This window comes from Streptomyces sp. NBC_00459 (genome assembly GCF_036013955.1).
Lineage (GTDB): Bacteria > Actinomycetota > Actinomycetes > Streptomycetales > Streptomycetaceae > Streptomyces.
Genome location: NZ_CP107903.1, coordinates 2,823,052 through 2,839,191 on the forward strand (window position 1 = coordinate 2,823,052; position 16,140 = coordinate 2,839,191).

At 72.1% G+C, this 16,140-nt stretch carries 16 protein-coding genes and 1 pseudogene; 14 read left to right on the forward strand and 3 right to left on the reverse strand.

Annotated elements, in window-relative coordinates:
* Positions 1-121 precede the first annotated feature (121 nt).
* The 4 genes from OHN74_RS12385 to OHN74_RS12400 all read left to right on the forward strand — a co-directional run bounded on the left by OHN74_RS12385 (position 122) and on the right by OHN74_RS12400 (position 3,999).
* Positions 122-736, forward strand: coding sequence for a transcriptional regulator (locus tag OHN74_RS12385; RefSeq protein ID WP_327694623.1), 615 nt, complete (start codon positions 122-124; stop codon positions 734-736).
* Positions 737-816: 80 nt separating this feature from the next.
* Positions 817-1,350, forward strand: coding sequence for a toxin-antitoxin system, toxin component family protein (locus OHN74_RS12390; RefSeq protein ID WP_443060546.1), 534 nt, complete (start codon positions 817-819; stop codon positions 1,348-1,350).
* Positions 1,347-2,609 carry an MAB_1171c family putative transporter gene (locus tag OHN74_RS12395; RefSeq protein WP_327694624.1) on the forward strand — a complete coding sequence of 421 codons (1,263 nt, stop codon included), beginning with the start codon at positions 1,347-1,349 and terminating at the stop codon, positions 2,607-2,609. Before OHN74_RS12390 ends, OHN74_RS12395 begins: the two co-directional genes overlap by 4 nt.
* A complete protein-coding gene (locus OHN74_RS12400) occupies positions 2,602-3,999 on the forward strand; it encodes an FAD-dependent oxidoreductase (RefSeq protein WP_327694625.1) in 1,398 nt (465 codons plus the stop codon). Before OHN74_RS12395 ends, OHN74_RS12400 begins: the two co-directional genes overlap by 8 nt.
* Before the next feature lie 127 nt (positions 4,000-4,126).
* On the opposite strand, the gene OHN74_RS12405 is transcribed toward OHN74_RS12400, so the two are convergent.
* On the reverse strand, positions 4,127-5,005 hold the full coding sequence (locus tag OHN74_RS12405; protein WP_327694626.1) for an SMP-30/gluconolactonase/LRE family protein: 879 nt from the start codon (positions 5,003-5,005) through the stop codon (positions 4,127-4,129).
* Entirely contained in the window at positions 5,002-5,775 is a 774-nt protein-coding gene (locus OHN74_RS12410; protein ID WP_327694627.1) for an IclR family transcriptional regulator, read from the reverse strand. The genes OHN74_RS12405 and OHN74_RS12410 overlap by 4 nt, the downstream gene beginning before the upstream one ends.
* 188 nt (positions 5,776-5,963) lie before the next feature.
* On the opposite strand from OHN74_RS12410, the gene OHN74_RS12415 reads away from it, so the two are divergent.
* Positions 5,964-6,539, forward strand: a complete 576-nt coding sequence (locus OHN74_RS12415; protein ID WP_327694628.1) for a hypothetical protein — start codon at positions 5,964-5,966, stop codon at positions 6,537-6,539.
* Between the two features lie 51 nt (positions 6,540-6,590).
* On the opposite strand, the gene OHN74_RS12420 is transcribed toward OHN74_RS12415, so the two are convergent.
* Positions 6,591-7,466 (reverse strand): ATP-grasp domain-containing protein, encoded by an 876-nt coding sequence (locus OHN74_RS12420; RefSeq protein WP_327694629.1) that lies wholly within the window; start codon positions 7,464-7,466, stop codon positions 6,591-6,593.
* A 159-nt stretch (positions 7,467-7,625) separates the two neighbouring features.
* Here OHN74_RS12420 and OHN74_RS12425 point away from each other — a divergent pair, with 159 nt between their 5' ends.
* The 9 genes and pseudogenes from OHN74_RS12425 to OHN74_RS12465 all read left to right on the forward strand — a co-directional run bounded on the left by OHN74_RS12425 (position 7,626) and on the right by OHN74_RS12465 (position 16,116).
* Entirely contained in the window at positions 7,626-8,765 is a 1,140-nt protein-coding gene (locus OHN74_RS12425; RefSeq protein ID WP_327694630.1) for a protein phosphatase 2C domain-containing protein, read from the forward strand.
* 57 nt (positions 8,766-8,822) lie between these two features.
* Complete coding sequence (locus OHN74_RS12430; RefSeq protein ID WP_327694631.1) at positions 8,823-8,966, forward strand: hypothetical protein; 144 nt, start codon at positions 8,823-8,825, stop codon at positions 8,964-8,966.
* 95 nt (positions 8,967-9,061) lie between these two features.
* Entirely contained in the window at positions 9,062-9,226 is a 165-nt protein-coding gene (locus OHN74_RS12435) for a hypothetical protein (protein ID WP_327694632.1), read from the forward strand.
* Positions 9,227-9,389: 163 nt separating this feature from the next.
* Positions 9,390-9,740 (forward strand): annotated as a pseudogene (locus OHN74_RS12440) (SLC13 family permease); the annotation flags it as partial.
* Positions 9,741-9,807: 67 nt separating this feature from the next.
* Positions 9,808-11,280, forward strand: coding sequence for an acyl-CoA synthetase (locus OHN74_RS12445; protein ID WP_327694633.1), 1,473 nt, complete (start codon positions 9,808-9,810; stop codon positions 11,278-11,280).
* 28 nt (positions 11,281-11,308) lie between these two features.
* The gene (locus OHN74_RS12450; RefSeq protein WP_327694634.1) at positions 11,309-12,760 is read left to right on the forward strand and encodes a carboxyl transferase domain-containing protein; all 1,452 of its coding nucleotides are present in this window, start codon (positions 11,309-11,311) and stop codon (positions 12,758-12,760) included.
* Positions 12,761-12,952: 192 nt separating this feature from the next.
* Complete coding sequence (locus OHN74_RS12455) at positions 12,953-13,990, forward strand: rod shape-determining protein (protein ID WP_327694635.1); 1,038 nt, start codon at positions 12,953-12,955, stop codon at positions 13,988-13,990.
* Between the two features lie 35 nt (positions 13,991-14,025).
* On the forward strand, positions 14,026-15,504 hold the full coding sequence (locus OHN74_RS12460; protein WP_327694636.1) for a GAF domain-containing protein: 1,479 nt from the start codon (positions 14,026-14,028) through the stop codon (positions 15,502-15,504).
* A gap of 78 nt (positions 15,505-15,582) precedes the next feature.
* Positions 15,583-16,116, forward strand: coding sequence for a hypothetical protein (locus tag OHN74_RS12465; protein WP_327700090.1), 534 nt, complete (start codon positions 15,583-15,585; stop codon positions 16,114-16,116).
* Positions 16,117-16,140 lie beyond the last annotated feature (24 nt).

Genomic DNA, 16,140 nt, shown 5'->3' on the forward strand with positions numbered 1-16,140 from the left:
AAAACCGTAATTTTGGAGTGTCCGCACGTCAATGGCGTGCGGACCCAACGATCGTTCCGCAGCCTCCAACGATCGTTGGATTTTCCTGGTGCGGAGGGGTCCGGACGCGTAGGGTCGGCCCGTGAGTGAGAACCCTTCGGAGACCCTCTCGAACACCCTCGCCCGCCTTGAGGAACGCATCGCCGAGGCCCGTCTCGATCGCGCCGAAGTGCTGGACGTACGGGGCCTGTCGGCCCGTACCGCTCTCACCGAGGACGAGATCCAGGCGCTGCTGACCGACGGCGCGCGGCTTCCGGCCGAAGACATCGAGAGCCGCATCCGGCGCCGGGTGCGCATCCTCCACGAGACGCGCCTCGCGGCCGGCGGCAGAAAGCGCGGCGAGGTCTGCAAGGAGATCGCGGACGCGCTGTCGATCAGCCCCGAGTGGGCCCGTCAGCTGCTTCTCGGCAAGAAGATGCCGAACGTTCCCGATCTCACGGCCCTCGCCGCGTACTTCGATGTGGAGCAGGGCACCGGCTTCTTCACCGACCCCGCGCCCGTCGTCCTGAACCGTGAACTCCGTCGGCTGCTGGAGGATCTCGGCGACGCCGAGGAGGGCCCGCTGGTCCGGTTCGCGACCCGGCACGGGGTCGTCACGCTGGCCCTGCGCGGCCGACAGCTGACCCCCCGCAAGCAGGAGGCCCTCGCGGTGATGCTCGAAGGGCTGCTGAGCGGCGGCGAGGAGGCGGAACGGTGACGCGGCGGGGGATCACGCGAAGCGTCCTGGCGGCGCTGCTGCCCGCCCGGGCCGCGCACCGCTTCCGGACCCGGGCCGCGATGCGTGAACTGACCGGCGCGCTCGACGCGGCACTGCGGGAGCACTCCAACAGCCCCTCGGGCGGCCGGGAGTTGTGCCGGGCACTGTGCGAGGAGATGAGCGCACGGCGCGGGCGGCGCGTCGAGCTGCGTTTCGAGCGCTTCCCCGACGAGATCGAAGTCACCGGCCTGTGGGTGGAGTTCCACGACTTCGACCTCGTCATCGTCGAGGAGCGGGCCGAGGCGGTCCAGCAACTCGTCATCCTGGGCCACGAGTTGTGGCATCTGCACGCGGGGCACTGCCATCATCACAGCGCCGGTGCGACCGCCGCCCGCGCACTGGCCGACGAGCAGTCCTGGCAGGACGGCGCGCTGGCCGTGGCCGCCCGCAACGGCTCCCGGGCGGCCGACGAGGCCGACGCCGAGGAGTTCGGCCACCGGCTCGCCACCGTCTTCCGGCCGTGGGTGGAGGGCCGTACGGCGAGCGCGGGCAGCAGTGGCGTCCAGGCCTCGCTCGGGTATCGCGGCCGGGGAAGCGGAAACACACGGCGATGAACCCCTCCGGCTTCCCCGGTGAGCCGTACTCCGTCCTCGTGTTCGGGACACCGATCGCGTTCCTGGCCGCCGCCCTGGTGTTCAAGCTGCCCAGCATCGTCAGGCTGTGGCGGGACCCGCTGCGGCGCGCGGTCGGCGGGCTGCTGCTGCTCGCCTGCGGCATCTTCGTCCTCGCGGCGCCGCCGGCCGTCGGCTGGACCAACCGGGTCACCGGCGTGCCCAACATCGCCGCGCCCCTGGTGTACAGCTTCCTCGTCGCGTTCTGCGGGGCGAGTCTGCTGCTGATGATCGCGTGGCGCGGCGGTCTCACCGGCCACTCGCCGGGTTCGGCCAGGGCGCGGCGCGCGATGCGCTGGGTCGCCGCCGGGCACACGGGGGTGGTCGTCGCGCTGTGGGCGTTGTTCGTGCTCGCGGACGTACCCGTGGAGCGGCGGCGGGACCTGGACACGTACTACGCCCGTACGCCCTTCATGCGCGAGCTGATCGTGCTCTACCTGCTCGCGCACACCACCTCCTGTGTCCTGACGTACCGGCTGATCCGGGACTGGATCCACACCGTCGCACTCGACGTGTGGCTGCGCCGGGGTCTGCGGGCGCTGGCCGTCGGCTACGCCGCCAACCTGGTGTTCGACGCGGCGAAGGGCACGGCGGTCGTCGCCCGCTGGACGGGCGGCGACCTGGATCCGCTCTCCACGGAACTGGCCCCCCTCGCCGCCGGTGTCGCCGCCGTCCTGATCGCGACGGGGTTCGTGCTGCCGCACGCCGGCCAGTATCTGCGCGACCGCTGGCGGATCCGCCGCGCCCACCTCCGGCTCGCCCCGCTGTACGACCTGCTGCGCACCGCCACCGGCAGGGGCGTCCCCTTCTCGCTGCGGGCCACCCCGGAGCTGCGGCTGACCCGCCGCGAGACGTTCATCCGCGACACCCTGCTGCAACTCTCCCGCCACTTCGACGAGGAGCTGCGGCGGCGGGCCTACGAGGCCGCCGTGGAGCTGGGACACGGCACGGGCCGGGCGGGGGCGCTGGCGGCGGCGGTGACGATCCGGGACGCGATCGAGGCGCGTGCCCGGTCCCGTACCCCTTCCCGTGCCCCTTCCCGGACCCCTGCTCCCCAAGTCACCGGCCACGACGCGGACTTGCTCACGGACCTGCTCCGGGGCATCGAAGCCGTGTCCGAGGTCCTGAGCCACCCCGATGAGATCGAGGCGGTGCGCGCCCTTGCGACCGCCACAGTAGAGAGCCTGCACGTATATGAGTGATCAGTCGTCTCCCGTCAGATCAGCCGTGGTCCTCGGCGGGTCGCTCGCCGGGCTGCTCGCGGCCCGCGCCCTGGTCGAGTTCGCCGACCGCGTGACCGTCGTGGAGCGTGACGTCCTGCCGGACGGACCCGAGCCGCGCAGAAACCTGCCGCAGGCCCGACACGTGCACATGCTGTGGTCCGGCGGGGCCCGGGCCGTGGAGGAACTGGTTCCGGGCGTGGGCGAGTCGCTGCTCGACGCCGGTGCGCACCGGCTGGCGGTCACGACGGACATGGTCGCGCTGGCGCCGCAGGGCTGGTTCCGGCGGTGGGACGAGTCGCACCACGTGTTCCTGTGCGGCAGGGACCTGCTGGACGCGACGGTCCGGGCCCAGGTCCTGGACGACGACCGGATCAAACTGGTCGAGCACGCCGAGGTGTTGGGCCTGGAGGGCACGGACGAGGCCGTCACCGGGGTGCGGTTGCGCGGCGCCGACGGCAGCCGGCGCACCCTCCACGCGGACCTGGTCGTGGACGCCACCGGCCGCGCCTCGCGCACCCCGCACTGGCTGCGCGAGCTGGGGCTGCCCGAACCGCCCCGCCGCGTCGTCGACTCCGGGCTCGCGTACGCCAGCCGGATGTACCGGGCGCCCGAACCGGCCCGGCACGGCTTCCCGGTGGTCAACGTGCAGGCCGACCCGAGGGCGGGCGGACCGGGCCGGGCGGGTGTCCTCCTGCCGATCGAGGACGGCTGCTGGCTGGTCTCCCTCTCCGGCACCCGGGGCAGCGAACCCCCAACGGACGGCGCGGAGTTCACACGTTTCGCCCGCGAGGAGCTGCGTCACCCGGTGATCGCGGACCTGCTCGCGGGAGCGGAGGCGCTGACGGACATCTCCGTCACCCGTACGACGTCGAACCGCCGGCACTACTACGAGCGGATGCCCGCCTGGCCGGAGAACTTCACGGTGCTCGGCGACGCGCTGGCCGCGTACAACCCGATCTACGGCCACGGGATGTCGGTGGCGGCCCAGAGTGCCGTGGCGCTGCGGGATGTGATCCGCCGTCAGGGCTGGAACACGCCCGGTCTGTCCCGCCGTGTCCAGAAGGCGGTGGCCCGACCGGTCGCGGCGGCCTGGGACCTGGCGACGAGCCAGGACATCTTCTACCCCGGCGCCACGGAGCAGGGCCCCACGCTCCGGGACCGCATGCTGGCGGCCTACGTGGGCCGTCTCATGCGTACGGCGACGGGCAACGGCCGTGTCGCGCGCCGGGTGACGGACGTGACGTCCCTGGAACGCGGCGCGGAGGTGCTGTTGGCGCCAAGTGTCCTGCTGGCGGCGGCGATCGGCCCCCTGAAACCGCCACTGAGCGGACCGCCCCTGCGGCCGGAGGAGTGGAAGGCGGCGGAGTGAGAGTGGCGGAGTGCCGGTGACGAGAGCCCTGAGGTGAACGCGGCCGGGCAGGCAACGGAACGGAACTCCCGTTGCCTGCCCGGCCGTTGACGCAGTTGTCGTACGTCGCCGTACGTTCGCCGTGCTGTCAGCCCGTGAACGCCGGCTGGGCGATCCCCTTGCCCGCTCCCGGTACGACCAGGAGCGAGCCCGACATCGGGTGGGGGGCGGACAGACCGACGCGGGCCGTGGTGATGTACAGGTCCGTGAGGTCCGGGCCGCCGAAGGCGCAGGCCGTGGGGCGGACCGTGGGGAGGACGACCGTGCGGTCCAGGGTGCCGTCGGGGGTGTAGCGGCGAACCGCTCCGCCGTCCCACAGGGCGACCCATACGCATCCGTCCGCGTCGACCGTCAGGCCGTCGGGGAAGCCCGCGCCCTCCTCGATCAGCGCCAACTGGCGGCGGTTGGTGACACTTTGACCGTCGGACGACACATCGAAGACGTCGATGCGGCGGGTCGGGGAGTCGATGTAGTACATCAGGCTGCCGTCCGGGCTCCAGCCCGTGCCGTTGCTCACCGCCACGTCGTCCAGGACGGTCGTGACCGCGCCGTCGCCCGTCAGCCGGGACAGGGTGCCGCCGCCGGGTGCCTCGTCGTAGCGCATCGTGCCGGCCCACAGGGAGCCGTCGGGGGCCACCGCCGCGTCGTTCGCCCGGCGGCCGGGGGTGGGGTCGTGATGCAGCCAGCGGAAGCCGGTGGCCGGGTCGGCGCCCTCGGCGTCAACCAGAGCGACTCCGTCACGCAGGTTCAGGACCAGGCCGCCGCCCGTGCGCGGCTTGGCGGCACCCACGTGCTGTTCGGTCGCCATGACCGTGCGACGGCCGGTCGACGGGTCGTAGGTGTTGACCCGGGAGCCGAGGATGTCGATCCAGATCAGTCGGGACTTCGCCGCGTCCCAGGTCGGACCCTCACCGAGGGTCGCCTGTGCCCGGACCGCCACTTCGAGGGCGGGCTCGTACGTCGTCATGCCACACTCCGGTAACCGAGGCGCTCGGAGAGTTCGGCGGCGCCCTTGGCGGCGAGCTGCTCCAGCTCCGAACGGTGGTCGTCGCTCCAGCGGATCATCGGAACGGAGATCGACAGCGCGGCGACCACCCGGCCCGTGCGGTCGTGCACCGGGGCCGCCACACAACTGACGTCCGGGTTCGACTCGCGGTTCTCCACGGCGACACCCCTGCGGCGGATCTCCGCGAGGGCCTCGCGCAGGGCAGCCGGGTCGGTGATGCTGTTCGGCGTCATCGCGGCCAGCGGGACGTTGTCGGGGACCCGTGCGGAGAGCTCGTGGTCGGGCAGCGAGGCCAGCAGCATCTTGCCCACGGAGGTGCAGTGGGCGGGCAGGCGGCGACCGGCCGCCGACACCATCCGTACCGCGTGGGTGGAGTCCATCTTCGCGATGTAGATGACGTCCGTGCCTTCGAGGATCGCCACGTGCACCGTCTCGCCGCACGTCTCGGCGACGGAACGGGCCACCTGCAGGCCCTCCGCGGCCAGGTCCAGCTGCTCGGCGTAACGGCTGCCGAGCTGGTACGGGCGTACGCCCAGGCGGTAGCGTCCCGGCTGGCCGGGAACCTGCACGATGTACGAACGGGCGGCGAGCGTCGTCACCAGTTCGTGCACGGTGGTGCGCGGCAGCTGGAGTCGGCGCACTATGTCCGGGGCGGAGAGTGTGCCGTCTCCGTCCAGGAAGAGCTCAAGAATGTCGAGAGCCCGGGTCACGGCAGGTACGAGGCGTCCCATGACGGCCCCCTCTCTTGTGTTCAAGGTGTCGGTGGTCTCGACGCTTTTCGACGGCGTTCGAGATTTCAACAGACGATCGGCATGACGAACAGAGGACAGGCTAGCCACAAGGACTCGGGCGGGCAATGGGCGCGCGATGGCTTCGTTGCCGTCCGTGACTGTGCGCGCCTCCCGGCGGGTACGCGACGATGGTCCGCATGCTGTTCACGGTTATCGACTTCCAGCTGGTGCTGCTGCGCCGCATGGCCGACCACAACCCGGACCTGGTGGAGGACGCCCGGCACGAGCTGGGTGTGTCGATCGCCGACATGCGCGAGGCCAACAAGCGCTGGCAGGCGATGCTCCGCTCCCCGCGCGCCCGCGCCGCCGCCTCCCGGTACCGCTCCGTCCTCGGTACCCCCGAGTCGGTGACACCCCTCAGGATCGGCGACCTGGAGTGCGAGGCCTGGCTGTGGCCGGTCCCCCTCTGGCCCGACCTGCGCTTCGAGGTGCTCGTGGCCCCGAACGGCGTGGCCTGGAACGAGTGGCTGGTACGGGCTCCCGGCGCCCCCGCGCCCGACCTCCGCACGCCGGACGACCTGCGCCCCTGGTCCTGCACGGTCGACGAGGTCGCCCACGCCTTCGCCCCCGCACGCCCCCTGGAGGGCACGGCCCCGACCCGCTGGGGCCTGGCGTTCACAGCACCGGACGGGACGGGGGTACGGCAGGAATGCGTGGCGGAGTTCACGTGGGGGTTGCTGCAGCGGGTGGCGGTCAAGGACTGACGGGCCTGACAGGCCCGGCAGCCACGGCGGGCACGACGCGAGCGGCAGTCCCTAGCGACCGACGGCGGCCCGAAGGATGGCCTGCACGACCACCGGCACCGAGTCCGGATGCAGGCCGAGGAACAGGTTCGGCTCGATCAACTCCAGTTCCATGACCAGGGGTTCACCGTCGTCACCGAGGACAAGGTCCACACGGGCGTACAGGAGACCGGAGTTGTCGGGCACGACGGCCAACGCCCTTTCGGCAAGGGCGAGTTCGGCTGACGTCGGAGACCAGACCTCAAGGTCGGGATGGGCGACCTTCTCGTCGTCGTACGCCGTGCCCGGAGACAGCACGGCCCCCTTGCGACTGGCGTGCAGAAGACGCCCGCCGAAGAACTGCAGGGCACGTTCCCCGGTGACGTCGATGCTCCTGATGTACGGCTGCACCATCGCGGTGAACCCCTCCGCGTGCATGCGCGCGAGATGCCGTACGGCCGCCTCCCGGTCCTCGGGCGTGTAGCGGGCTGCGTAACGGGCGCCGGCGCCGGAGGTGGGCTTGACGACGTACTCGCGGTCGTCGGGGAGCTCGGGGGCGTCACCGGGGGCCAGATAGCGGGTGGGGACCGTGGGGACACCGGCCGCGGCCAGCTCACCGAGGTATCGCTTGTCCATGTTCCAGCGCAGGACACCGACCGGATTCGCGACCCGCGTGACCTTCCCGCACCGCTCCAGCCAGCCCGCGAACTCCTCCGCGCGCCAGGTGTAGTCCCAGGTGGACCGGACCACGGCGAGATCGAAGGAGGTCCAGTCGACCTCGGGGTCGTCCCAGTGGACGGCGGTCGCGTCGGCCCCGGTTGCCACCAACTCGCTCACCAGGAGCGGGAAATCGCGGTCCTTGCTGGGCTCCGGCCGGGGGTCGTAGGTGACGATCGCGATGCGGACCACGGGGACTCCCTCGGTAAGGCGTGTACTACTGGTTCACCACTGTTGGTGATACCGGGTGAAGGTTAACAAGCCCTTGACCTTCACCTTCGGTGAAGCCGCAGCATCGGTGGCGGAACGAGGAACCCGGCGGGAATCCGGGATCAGGAAACGGGGTGCTCCATGACGAAGCCGGAGATGCTGACCATCGGGGCGTTCGCCAGGGCGTGCCGTCTGTCGCCGAAGGCGCTTCGGCTCTACGACGAACTGGACCTGCTCCGCCCCGCCCGCGTCGACCCCGACACCGGATACCGCTACTACGCGGTCGAGCAGCTGGAGCAGGCCCGGCTGGTGGCCTGGCTGCGCCGGCTGGGGATGCCGTTGGCCCATGTCCGCCAGGTCAGGGCCCTGGAACCGTCGGCCGCCGCCCGGGAGATCCGTGCCTTCTGGGCGCGGGTCGAGGCGGAGACCGCGGTCCGGCGGGATCTCGCCACGTTCCTCGTCGATCACCTCTCGACACCGCCGAGGAAGGACACCCACCCCATGGCAAGCACCGATCTCCTCGAACTCCGTTACGCCGCCCGCACCGACGTCGGTCTGGTCCGCGCGGCCAACCAGGACACGGCGTACGCCGGTTCACGCGTCCTGGCCGTAGCCGACGGCTTCGGCCCCGGAGGCGCCCCGGCCAGTGCCGCCGCCGTCGAGGCCCTGAAGTTCCTGGACGCCGAACCGATCACCGCGGGCAGCGTCCTGAACCTGCTGGAGGACGCGGTCCAGGGCGCCACCCAGGCGGTCCAGGACATCGCCGAGGCCGCGCACGAGAAGACAGGGGACGAGAGGACGGACGACGTCGGCACCACCCTCACCGCGATGGTGTGGACCGGCTCGCGCCTCGCCCTCGTACACATCGGGGACAGCCGCGCCTACCTCCTGCGCGACGGCGCACTATTTCTGATCACCCACGACCACACGCTGGTCCAGTCGATGATCGACGAGGGCCGCCTGACCCCCGAGGAGGCCACGACCCACCCCCAACGCACCCTGCTTCTCAAGGCGTTGACAGGCGCCCCGTCCTCCTCCCCCGACCTCCGCCTGCACGACGCCGAGCCCGGAGACCGCTACCTCCTCTGCTCCGACGGCCTGACCAGGGCCGTACCGGAGCACACCATCCAGGACCTCCTCACCACCACCCCCGACCCGGACGCGACCGCGGTCGCCCTCATCGAGACGGCGAACGCCAACGGGGGCCCTGACAACGTGAGTTGCGTGGTGGCGGATGTGGTCCGCGCGGACGGCGGCCGGATGCGGGTGCGGATGCAGTAAGACGAGGCGGGGCGACGACGGGCGGCAGGCAGGCAGGCGTACGGCACCATCGATGCCATGCCCCTCACCGGCACCGACGCCTGCACCGCCGTCGCCCCGCCGCCCTTCCTCCACCGGTACGACGCGCGGTCGCCGCTGCCCGCGGGCACGGCTTCCCGTACTCCTGCCGCCCCGAACAGGGCCGCCTGCCGCACGCCCTGACCTGCGGCGCGGATGCCCGTATCGGGGAGACCGGCACGGGGTGCGGGGTCGGGCCGGCGTGGCTCGCTTCGGGGGCGAGGGCGTGCGTGCGGATCGTGAGCGTGGAACGGGATCTCCAACTCGCCCGTCGTACAGCCGAGTTGTTCACCGAGCCCCGGCATCGAGGGGTCGTCGGTGGGTATGCCGAGGAGTTCGTGCAGTTCTCGGACCCGGAATGCCTGGTCGGGTGCTGGTTGAAGGCGTTCACGATGGCCCGGTAGGCGGTGGCCTGTTCGGGCGGATCGAGTTCGCCTCCGTCGCCGGTCGGCGCGAGTTCGGCGATGACCTTTCGGGCGGTGGCCAGGTCCGCGAGACGCGCTTCGGTCTCGGCGAGTGCGCCGGTCAAGTCCCGTATCCGGCTGCGGAGTTCATCGGCAGAGGCGACTCGACGCCGGGCTCGCCTCCATCACGATCGCCGTCCTGCTCGCCGCCTGCCGGCCCGAGGACAGTCGCCAGGCCGTGGGCCAGATCGCCTGGACGACCGTCCTGGCCCCCGGTGGTGAAGCGAATCTGATGGTTGCGGCTCGGAGCGTCGTGATGGTGGCGGCGCTCGCGGTGTCGGCGACGGTGATGGACGTGAGTCCGTTCTCGACGAACGGGGCGCTGGTCCTGGCCTCGGCACCGGATGTCGACCGTGAGCGTTTCTTCCGGCAGCTGATGGTGTACGGAGGAGTCATGCTGGCCGTGGTTCCCGCGGTGGTGTGGCTGGTGCTGGTGGTACCCGGCTGGGCGTGACCGCGGCGCCTGACCGCTGGTACCACCACACATGTACGACGATGTGACGAGTTAAGGAGTACGACGCGTGTCCTCTCTCTTCCCCGGGCTGACCGACGGCCCGACCGAAACCCCGGACGAGCGGCCCGCCCTGCGCTTCGGCGACCGATCGCTGACGTACGCCGAGCTCGCCGCCGCTGCCGGAGCCCTCGCCGACCGGATCTCCGGCGCGGGCGGCCCGGTCGCCGTCTGGGCGACACCGGCGCTGGAGACGGCCGTCGGTGTCGTGGCCGCGCTGCTGGCCGGGGTGCCGGCGGTGCCGCTCAACCCGAAGTCGGGCGAGAGCGAGTTGGGGCACATCCTGAAGGACAGCTCGCCCACCCTCGTACTCTCCGCACCCTGCGACCAACTCCCCTCCGCTTTCGGCTCGTTGGAGCGCATCGACGTCGACATCGACGTGCGTACGTCCAGCGGGGTCCCCGGAACCGCATACGAACCCTCCCCCGAAACCCCCGCCCTCATCGTCTACACCTCGGGCACCACCGGCCCGCCCAAGGGCGCCGTCATCCCGCGCCGGGCCGTCGCCGCCACCCTGGACGCGCTCGCCGACGCCTGGCAGTGGACCTCCGAGGACGTGCTGGTGCACGGGCTTCCGCTCTTTCATGTGCACGGTCTGATTCTCGGCATCCTCGGCCCGCTGCGGCGCGGGGGCTCGGTACGGCACCTCGGGCGGTTCGGGACGGAGGGCGTGACCCGCGAGCTGAACGACGGGGCGACCATGCTGTTCGGCGTTCCGACGATGTACCACCGGATCGCGGAAGCGCTCCCCGACGACCCGGAACTCGCCGCGGCGCTCGGCCGGGCCCGGCTGCTCGTCTCCGGTTCCGCCGCGCTGCCCGTGCACGACCACGAGCGCATCACGGCCGCGACCGGCCGACGGGTCGTGGAGCGCTACGGCATGACGGAGACCCTGATGAACACGAGCGTCCGCGCGGACGGCGAGCCTCGCGCCGGCACGGTCGGCGTACCGCTGCCGGGCGTCGAGCTGCGGCTCGTGGAGGAGGACGGGACGCCCATCACGTCGTACGACAGCGAAACCGTGGGCGAGATCCAGGTGCGCGGGCCGAACCTGTTCACCGAGTATCTGAACCGGCCTGACGCCACCGGCGCCGCCTTCACCACCGACGGCTGGTTCCGCACCGGCGACATGGCGGTGCGCGATCCCGACGGCTATGTACGTATCGTCGGCCGCAAGGCCACCGACCTGATCAAGAGCGGCGGCTACAAGATCGGCGCGGGCGAGATCGAGAACGCGCTGCTGGAACACGCGGGCGTGCGCGAAGCAGCCGTGACCGGGGAGCCCGACGCCGACCTGGGCGAGCGGATCGTCGCCTGGATCGTCCCCGCCGATGCGCAGTCCCCGCCGGACGCCGACGAGTTGGCGAACCATGTCGCCGCCCGTCTCGCCCCGCACAAGCGCCCCCGGGTCGTGCGCTACCTGGACGCCCTCCCGCGCAACGACATGGGGAAGATCATGAAGCGGGCCCTGCCCAGTGACTGATCCGGCAACCGACCGAGAGGCCGCCCAAATGCCCGACGACACCCCCGGTCGCAGCTCCGCCCGCCGGCTCATCGCCCTGCTGACCGACGGCTCCCCCGAGGGATTCCATGAACTCCCCTACCCTGCAAGGGAGTTCAAGCCAGACGGCCCTCTGTCCTGGCAGGGCTACGATGCCGCGCGCGCCCGCGCCGCTGCCCGCACCGGCGAGGAGGAGTCCGTCGTCTGCGGCACCGCCGACATCGGCGGCACCCCTGCCGTGCTGATCGCCTTCGAGTTCGGCTTCCTCGGCGGCTCGCTCGGCGAACGCACCGGAGACCGGCTGGAGTTGGCGTACGAGTACGCGCGCACCCACCGCCTGCCCGTCGTACCGCTCGTCGCGACGGGCGGCAGCCGCATGCAGGAGGGCATGCTCGCGCTGACCCAACTCCAGCGCGTGGCGAGGCAGTCGATGCTCACGCGTGCGGCGGGCCTGGCGCAGATCGCGGTCCTCCGGGATCCGACGACCGGTGGCGGCTGGGCGACCCTGGGCGCGGGTGCCGACATCGTGCTCGCGCTGCCCGGCGCCCAGGTGGGTTTCGCGGGTTCCCGGGTCCGGCCGGCCGACGCGGACCCGGCGGCGTACACGGCCGAGGCGCAGGTGGCAGCGGGCGCGGCCGACGCGATCGTACGCCCGGAAGCACTCCGGGAGACGCTGGCCCTGTGGCTACGCCTGCTGAGCGCCGGTGCCGGTGCCGTCGATACAGCCGATACCGCCAGTACCGCCAGTACCGCCAGTACCGCCAGTACCGCCCATACGGTCGACGCCCGGCCGACGGAGGCTGCCCCGCCGCCTCCGCCCTCACCTCTTGGCGCCGGGTCCCTCCCCACCTCCGGCTGGGACGCCGTCCAGCACGCCCGGTCTCCCCAACGCCCGCGGGCCGAGGCCTACTTGGACGCGTACTTCGCTCGGCGCGCCACGATCAGCGGCGACCGTTGCGGCGGCACCGACGCCGGCATGGCGTGCGGATTCGGCGAACGCGCGGCGGACGGACGGACCGTCGCGTACGCCGCTCAGCTCGGCACGGCCACCCGTCCCGCCGGCTATCGCACCGCCGCACGCCTGATCCGCCTCGCGGACCGGCTCGGCATCCCGGTGCTGACCCTGGTGGACACCCCGGGTGCCGCCAACGACGCCGACGCCGAGCGCCAGGGCGCGGGCGCCGCGATCGCGGACCTCTTCGGCGCGGTCGCCGCCGCCAGTACGCCGGTCACCACGCTGCTGATCGGCGAGGGCGGCTCGGGGGGCGCTCTGGCCCTCGCCGCCCCCGGCAACACCTGGGCCACGCCGGACAGCTACTTCTCCGTCATCGCCCCGGAGCTCGCGGCAGCCATCCTCAAGCGTCCGGAGAGCGAGGTGGAGACGACGGCGGACCAGCTCCGGATCCGCCCGCAGGATCTGGTGGAGCTGGGGGTGGTGCGGGGCATCGTGGGCCGCCCGTAGCCCTCCCGGGACCTTTGGACGGCCACCTCGGGACCTTGGTCATAATTCAGACATAAAGGATAAAACACCCATACGGCGGCGCCCCGCCCGGCCCTCTACAACAGGCGCCCCTCTCCCGCCCCCCGCACGATGCCAGTGGAGGCCCGCCGACCGGCGCGGCCCGTACGGTCTGCGCTCTCGGGAGGATCTGCCATGACCGTCAGTCTGGAACAGATGCGCCGCTGCCATTTCGCCGTCGACCTCGGAGCCGCGCGGACCCGCGTCTACGTCAAGGGCGCCGGGCTCGTCGTCGACCAGCCGTCCGTCGCCGCCGTGAACACCAGGACCGGCGCGCTGATCGCGGTCGGGGAGTTCGCCGAGAAGATGACGGGGCGTACGCCCGACTACATCCGGGTCGTACGGCCCGTGTCCGGTGGGACCGTCGTCGACATCGAGATGGCGCAGCGCATGCTGCGGCACCTGATCGGCGACAAGGTGCGGCGCACGCTGCGCCGCAAGCCGTTCCTGCGGGCCGCCGCCTGCACCCCCCACGACGCCGACCCGCTCGCGCAGCGCGCGACCATCGAGACGCTCGTCGGGCTCGGCGCCCGGCGGGTCGAGCTCGTCGACACGCTCGTGGCCGCCGCCGTGGGATGCGGACTGCCCGTCGAACGGCCCGAGGCGACCATGGTCATGGTGTGCGGCGCCGCCGCCACCCAGCTCGCCGTTCTCTCCCTCGGCTCGATCGTGACCGCCCAGCGGATCCCGGTCGGCGGCGAGGCCGTCGACCACGCGATCGTGCAGCATCTGCGGCACCAGCACGAGCTGATGCTCCCCAGCCAGTCGGTACGTCCGCTGCAGCTCGCCCTCTCCGGCAACGGGCTCACCGCGCACGGGCCGTCGTCCACCGAGATCCACGGACGGGACGTCGCCACCGGCCTCGCCCGCTCCGTCCAGGTCGACACCGCCGCCGTTCGCGACGCCATCCAGACGCCGCTGACCGCCGTACTCGACGGGATCGGCAAGGTCCTGCGGGACTGCCCGCCCGATCTGGTGGCCGACCTCGCCGACCGCGGCATCATGATGGTCGGCGGCAGCGCGCTGCTCCCCGGGTTCGACCAGATGCTGCGGCAGGCCACGGGCATGCCGGTGCACATCGCCGAACGGCCGGACGTGTGCGCGGTACAGGGCCTCGGGTACATGCTGGAGGGCAGGATCGAGCCGATGGTGCTGGATCCACTGGCCACCTGAGGCCGGCCTCCCGCACCGCCGGCCCCACCATCCGCATGCCGGACGACAGGCCCCCGCCTCCCGCCTCTTCCCCGCCTCCTCTGCCGCCCCGTCTCGAAGCCGTGCTCGGCATCGGTACCGATCTCGAACTGCGCACGACCCTCCAGCACATCGTGGACGGCGCGGCCGAGTTGACCGGTGCCCGGTACGCGGGACTCGGGATGGCCGACCCCGGGCTCGACGGCCTCGTGGAGATCCGCAAGGCCGATCTGGGGCGCGCCGAACGGGAGGGCGTCACCGTCATCGACGTACCGATCCACGTCGATGACAAGGAGTTCGGGCGGCTGTATCTCGCCGAGAAACTCGACGGTACGCAATTCAGCGACGAGGAAAGGGAGTTGCTGGGGGTACTGGCCGCGCAGGCCGGAATCGCGATCGGCAACGCCCGGTTGTACGAGGCCGCACGGCAGCGCGAGCGCTGGATCGAGGGTGCCGCCGCCGTCACCACCGCGCTGCTCACCGGTGGGGCCGACGACGACGCGCTGATGACCGTCGCCAACCGCGCCCGGCTCCTCGCCGACGCCGCCGCCGGCGTCATCCTGCAACCGACGGAAGCCGGTGGCATGGAGATCGTGACCGCCTCCACCCTGGACGATGCCGGTGACATCGTCGGGACCACCATCGCCCCGGGAAGTCCCGTCCTCGTCCAACTCCTCGGCGGAGAGCCGGTGTTCGTCGACGACTCGGCGACCGATCCGCGGATGACCACCCCGGTGAGGCACCGGTTCGGGCCCAGCATGCTGCTGCCCCTGCAGGCCGAGGGACGGCTGATCGGCACGCTCGCGCTGCCGCGCCGACGCGGGGAGCGCCCGTACACCGACGTGGAACGGCTCCTCGCGACGCAGTTCGCCTCGCAGGCCGCCCTCGCGCTCGTCCTCGCCGACGCCCGGCGCCGCCGGGCCCGTCTCGCGGTGTACGAGGACCGCGACCGGATCGCCCGCGACCTGCACGATCTCGTCGTCCAACGGCTGTTCGCCACCGGCATGATGCTGGAGTCCACCCAGCGCCGGGCCGCGGGCGACGACACGGTGTGCGAGATCCTCGGGCACGCTGTCGACGAGCTCCAGGCGACCGTCCAGGAGGTCCGGACGACCATTTTCGCCCTCCAGCAGCCCCCGGCCGACGCACCGACCACCTTGCGCGGCAAGGTACTTCGGGAGGCGGCCGGTGCGGCGGCGGTGCTCGGCCGCCGGCCCTCCGTCCGCTTCACCGGCCCCGTCGAGCACCGCGTCCCGTCCCCCGTCGCCGCCCAGCTCCTGACCGCCCTGCGCCGCGCCCTCGCCACCGCCGTCCGTCGCCCCGCCGTCACCCGCGTCGCAGTCACGGTCGACGCGACGGCGACCCTGCCGGACGGTCGGGACGGCGTACGGCTGACGGTGTACGACGATGGCGTCAGCGGCGATGACACAACACACCCAGGCGCGGGTACGACGGTCATCTGGCAGGCCCCGCTGGGAGACGGCACCCTGGAGTGAGGTCACGGACCGTGGACGGCGGAGGGGCAGCCAGTGACGGACATTGACACGCGTAACGGCACGCGCGTCGGCGCGGGCATGAACACCCGCACGGGGATGGACACCGGCACGGGCACGCGCGTCGGGACGCGCGTCCGCACCCGCATCGGCGTGACCGGGCACCGCTCGATCCCCGCCGCCGTTCTGCCGTCCGTCCGCACGGGCATCCGCCTCCAGCTCCAGGGCGACGAGGAGATGGAGGTCCTGAGCAGCCTCGCGGCCGGGGCCGACCAGCTGTTCGCCGACCTCGCCCTGGACCACGGCATCCCGGTCACGGCAGTGATTCCCGGTATGGACTACGAGGCCCACCTCGGCGACGCCGACACCCGGGCCGCGTACCGCCGCCTCCTCGACTCCTGCCGTACGCAGGTGAATCTGCCCGAGGAGGCGACACACGAAGAGGCCTACTTCGCGGCGGGCCGCTGGATCGTCGACCATGCCGACCGGCTGGTCGCGGTGTGGGACGGGCAGCCCGCGCGGGGACTCGGGGGCACCGGGGACGTGGTGGCGTACGCCCGGCGCACGGGCGTACCGGTGACGGTGCTGTGGCGGCCGGGGGTGCTGCGCGCCTGACTTCGGGGCCGGGATCTCCGGTCC

Excerpts from the sequence above, each read along its gene's own strand:
- OHN74_RS12410 (WP_327694627.1), bottom strand. The coding sequence starts at position 5,775 with ATGGGACGCCTCGTACCTGCCGTGACCCGGGCTCTCGACATTCTTGAG.
- OHN74_RS12465 (WP_327700090.1), top strand. The coding sequence starts at position 15,583 with ATGAACACCCGCACGGGGATGGACACCGGCACGGGCACGCGCGTCGGG.
- OHN74_RS12425 (WP_327694630.1), top strand. The coding sequence starts at position 7,626 with ATGACGAAGCCGGAGATGCTGACCATCGGGGCGTTCGCCAGGGCGTGC.
- OHN74_RS12395 (WP_327694624.1), top strand. The coding sequence starts at position 1,347 with ATGAACCCCTCCGGCTTCCCCGGTGAGCCGTACTCCGTCCTCGTGTTC.
- OHN74_RS12415 (WP_327694628.1), top strand. The coding sequence starts at position 5,964 with ATGGTCCGCATGCTGTTCACGGTTATCGACTTCCAGCTGGTGCTGCTG.
- OHN74_RS12460 (WP_327694636.1), top strand. The coding sequence starts at position 14,026 with ATGCCGGACGACAGGCCCCCGCCTCCCGCCTCTTCCCCGCCTCCTCTG.
- OHN74_RS12400 (WP_327694625.1), top strand. The coding sequence starts at position 2,602 with ATGAGTGATCAGTCGTCTCCCGTCAGATCAGCCGTGGTCCTCGGCGGG.
- OHN74_RS12430 (WP_327694631.1), top strand. The coding sequence starts at position 8,823 with ATGCCCCTCACCGGCACCGACGCCTGCACCGCCGTCGCCCCGCCGCCC.
- OHN74_RS12390 (WP_443060546.1), top strand. The coding sequence starts at position 817 with ATGCGTGAACTGACCGGCGCGCTCGACGCGGCACTGCGGGAGCACTCC.
- OHN74_RS12455 (WP_327694635.1), top strand. The coding sequence starts at position 12,953 with ATGACCGTCAGTCTGGAACAGATGCGCCGCTGCCATTTCGCCGTCGAC.
- OHN74_RS12405 (WP_327694626.1), bottom strand. The coding sequence starts at position 5,005 with ATGACGACGTACGAGCCCGCCCTCGAAGTGGCGGTCCGGGCACAGGCG.
- OHN74_RS12450 (WP_327694634.1), top strand. The coding sequence starts at position 11,309 with ATGCCCGACGACACCCCCGGTCGCAGCTCCGCCCGCCGGCTCATCGCC.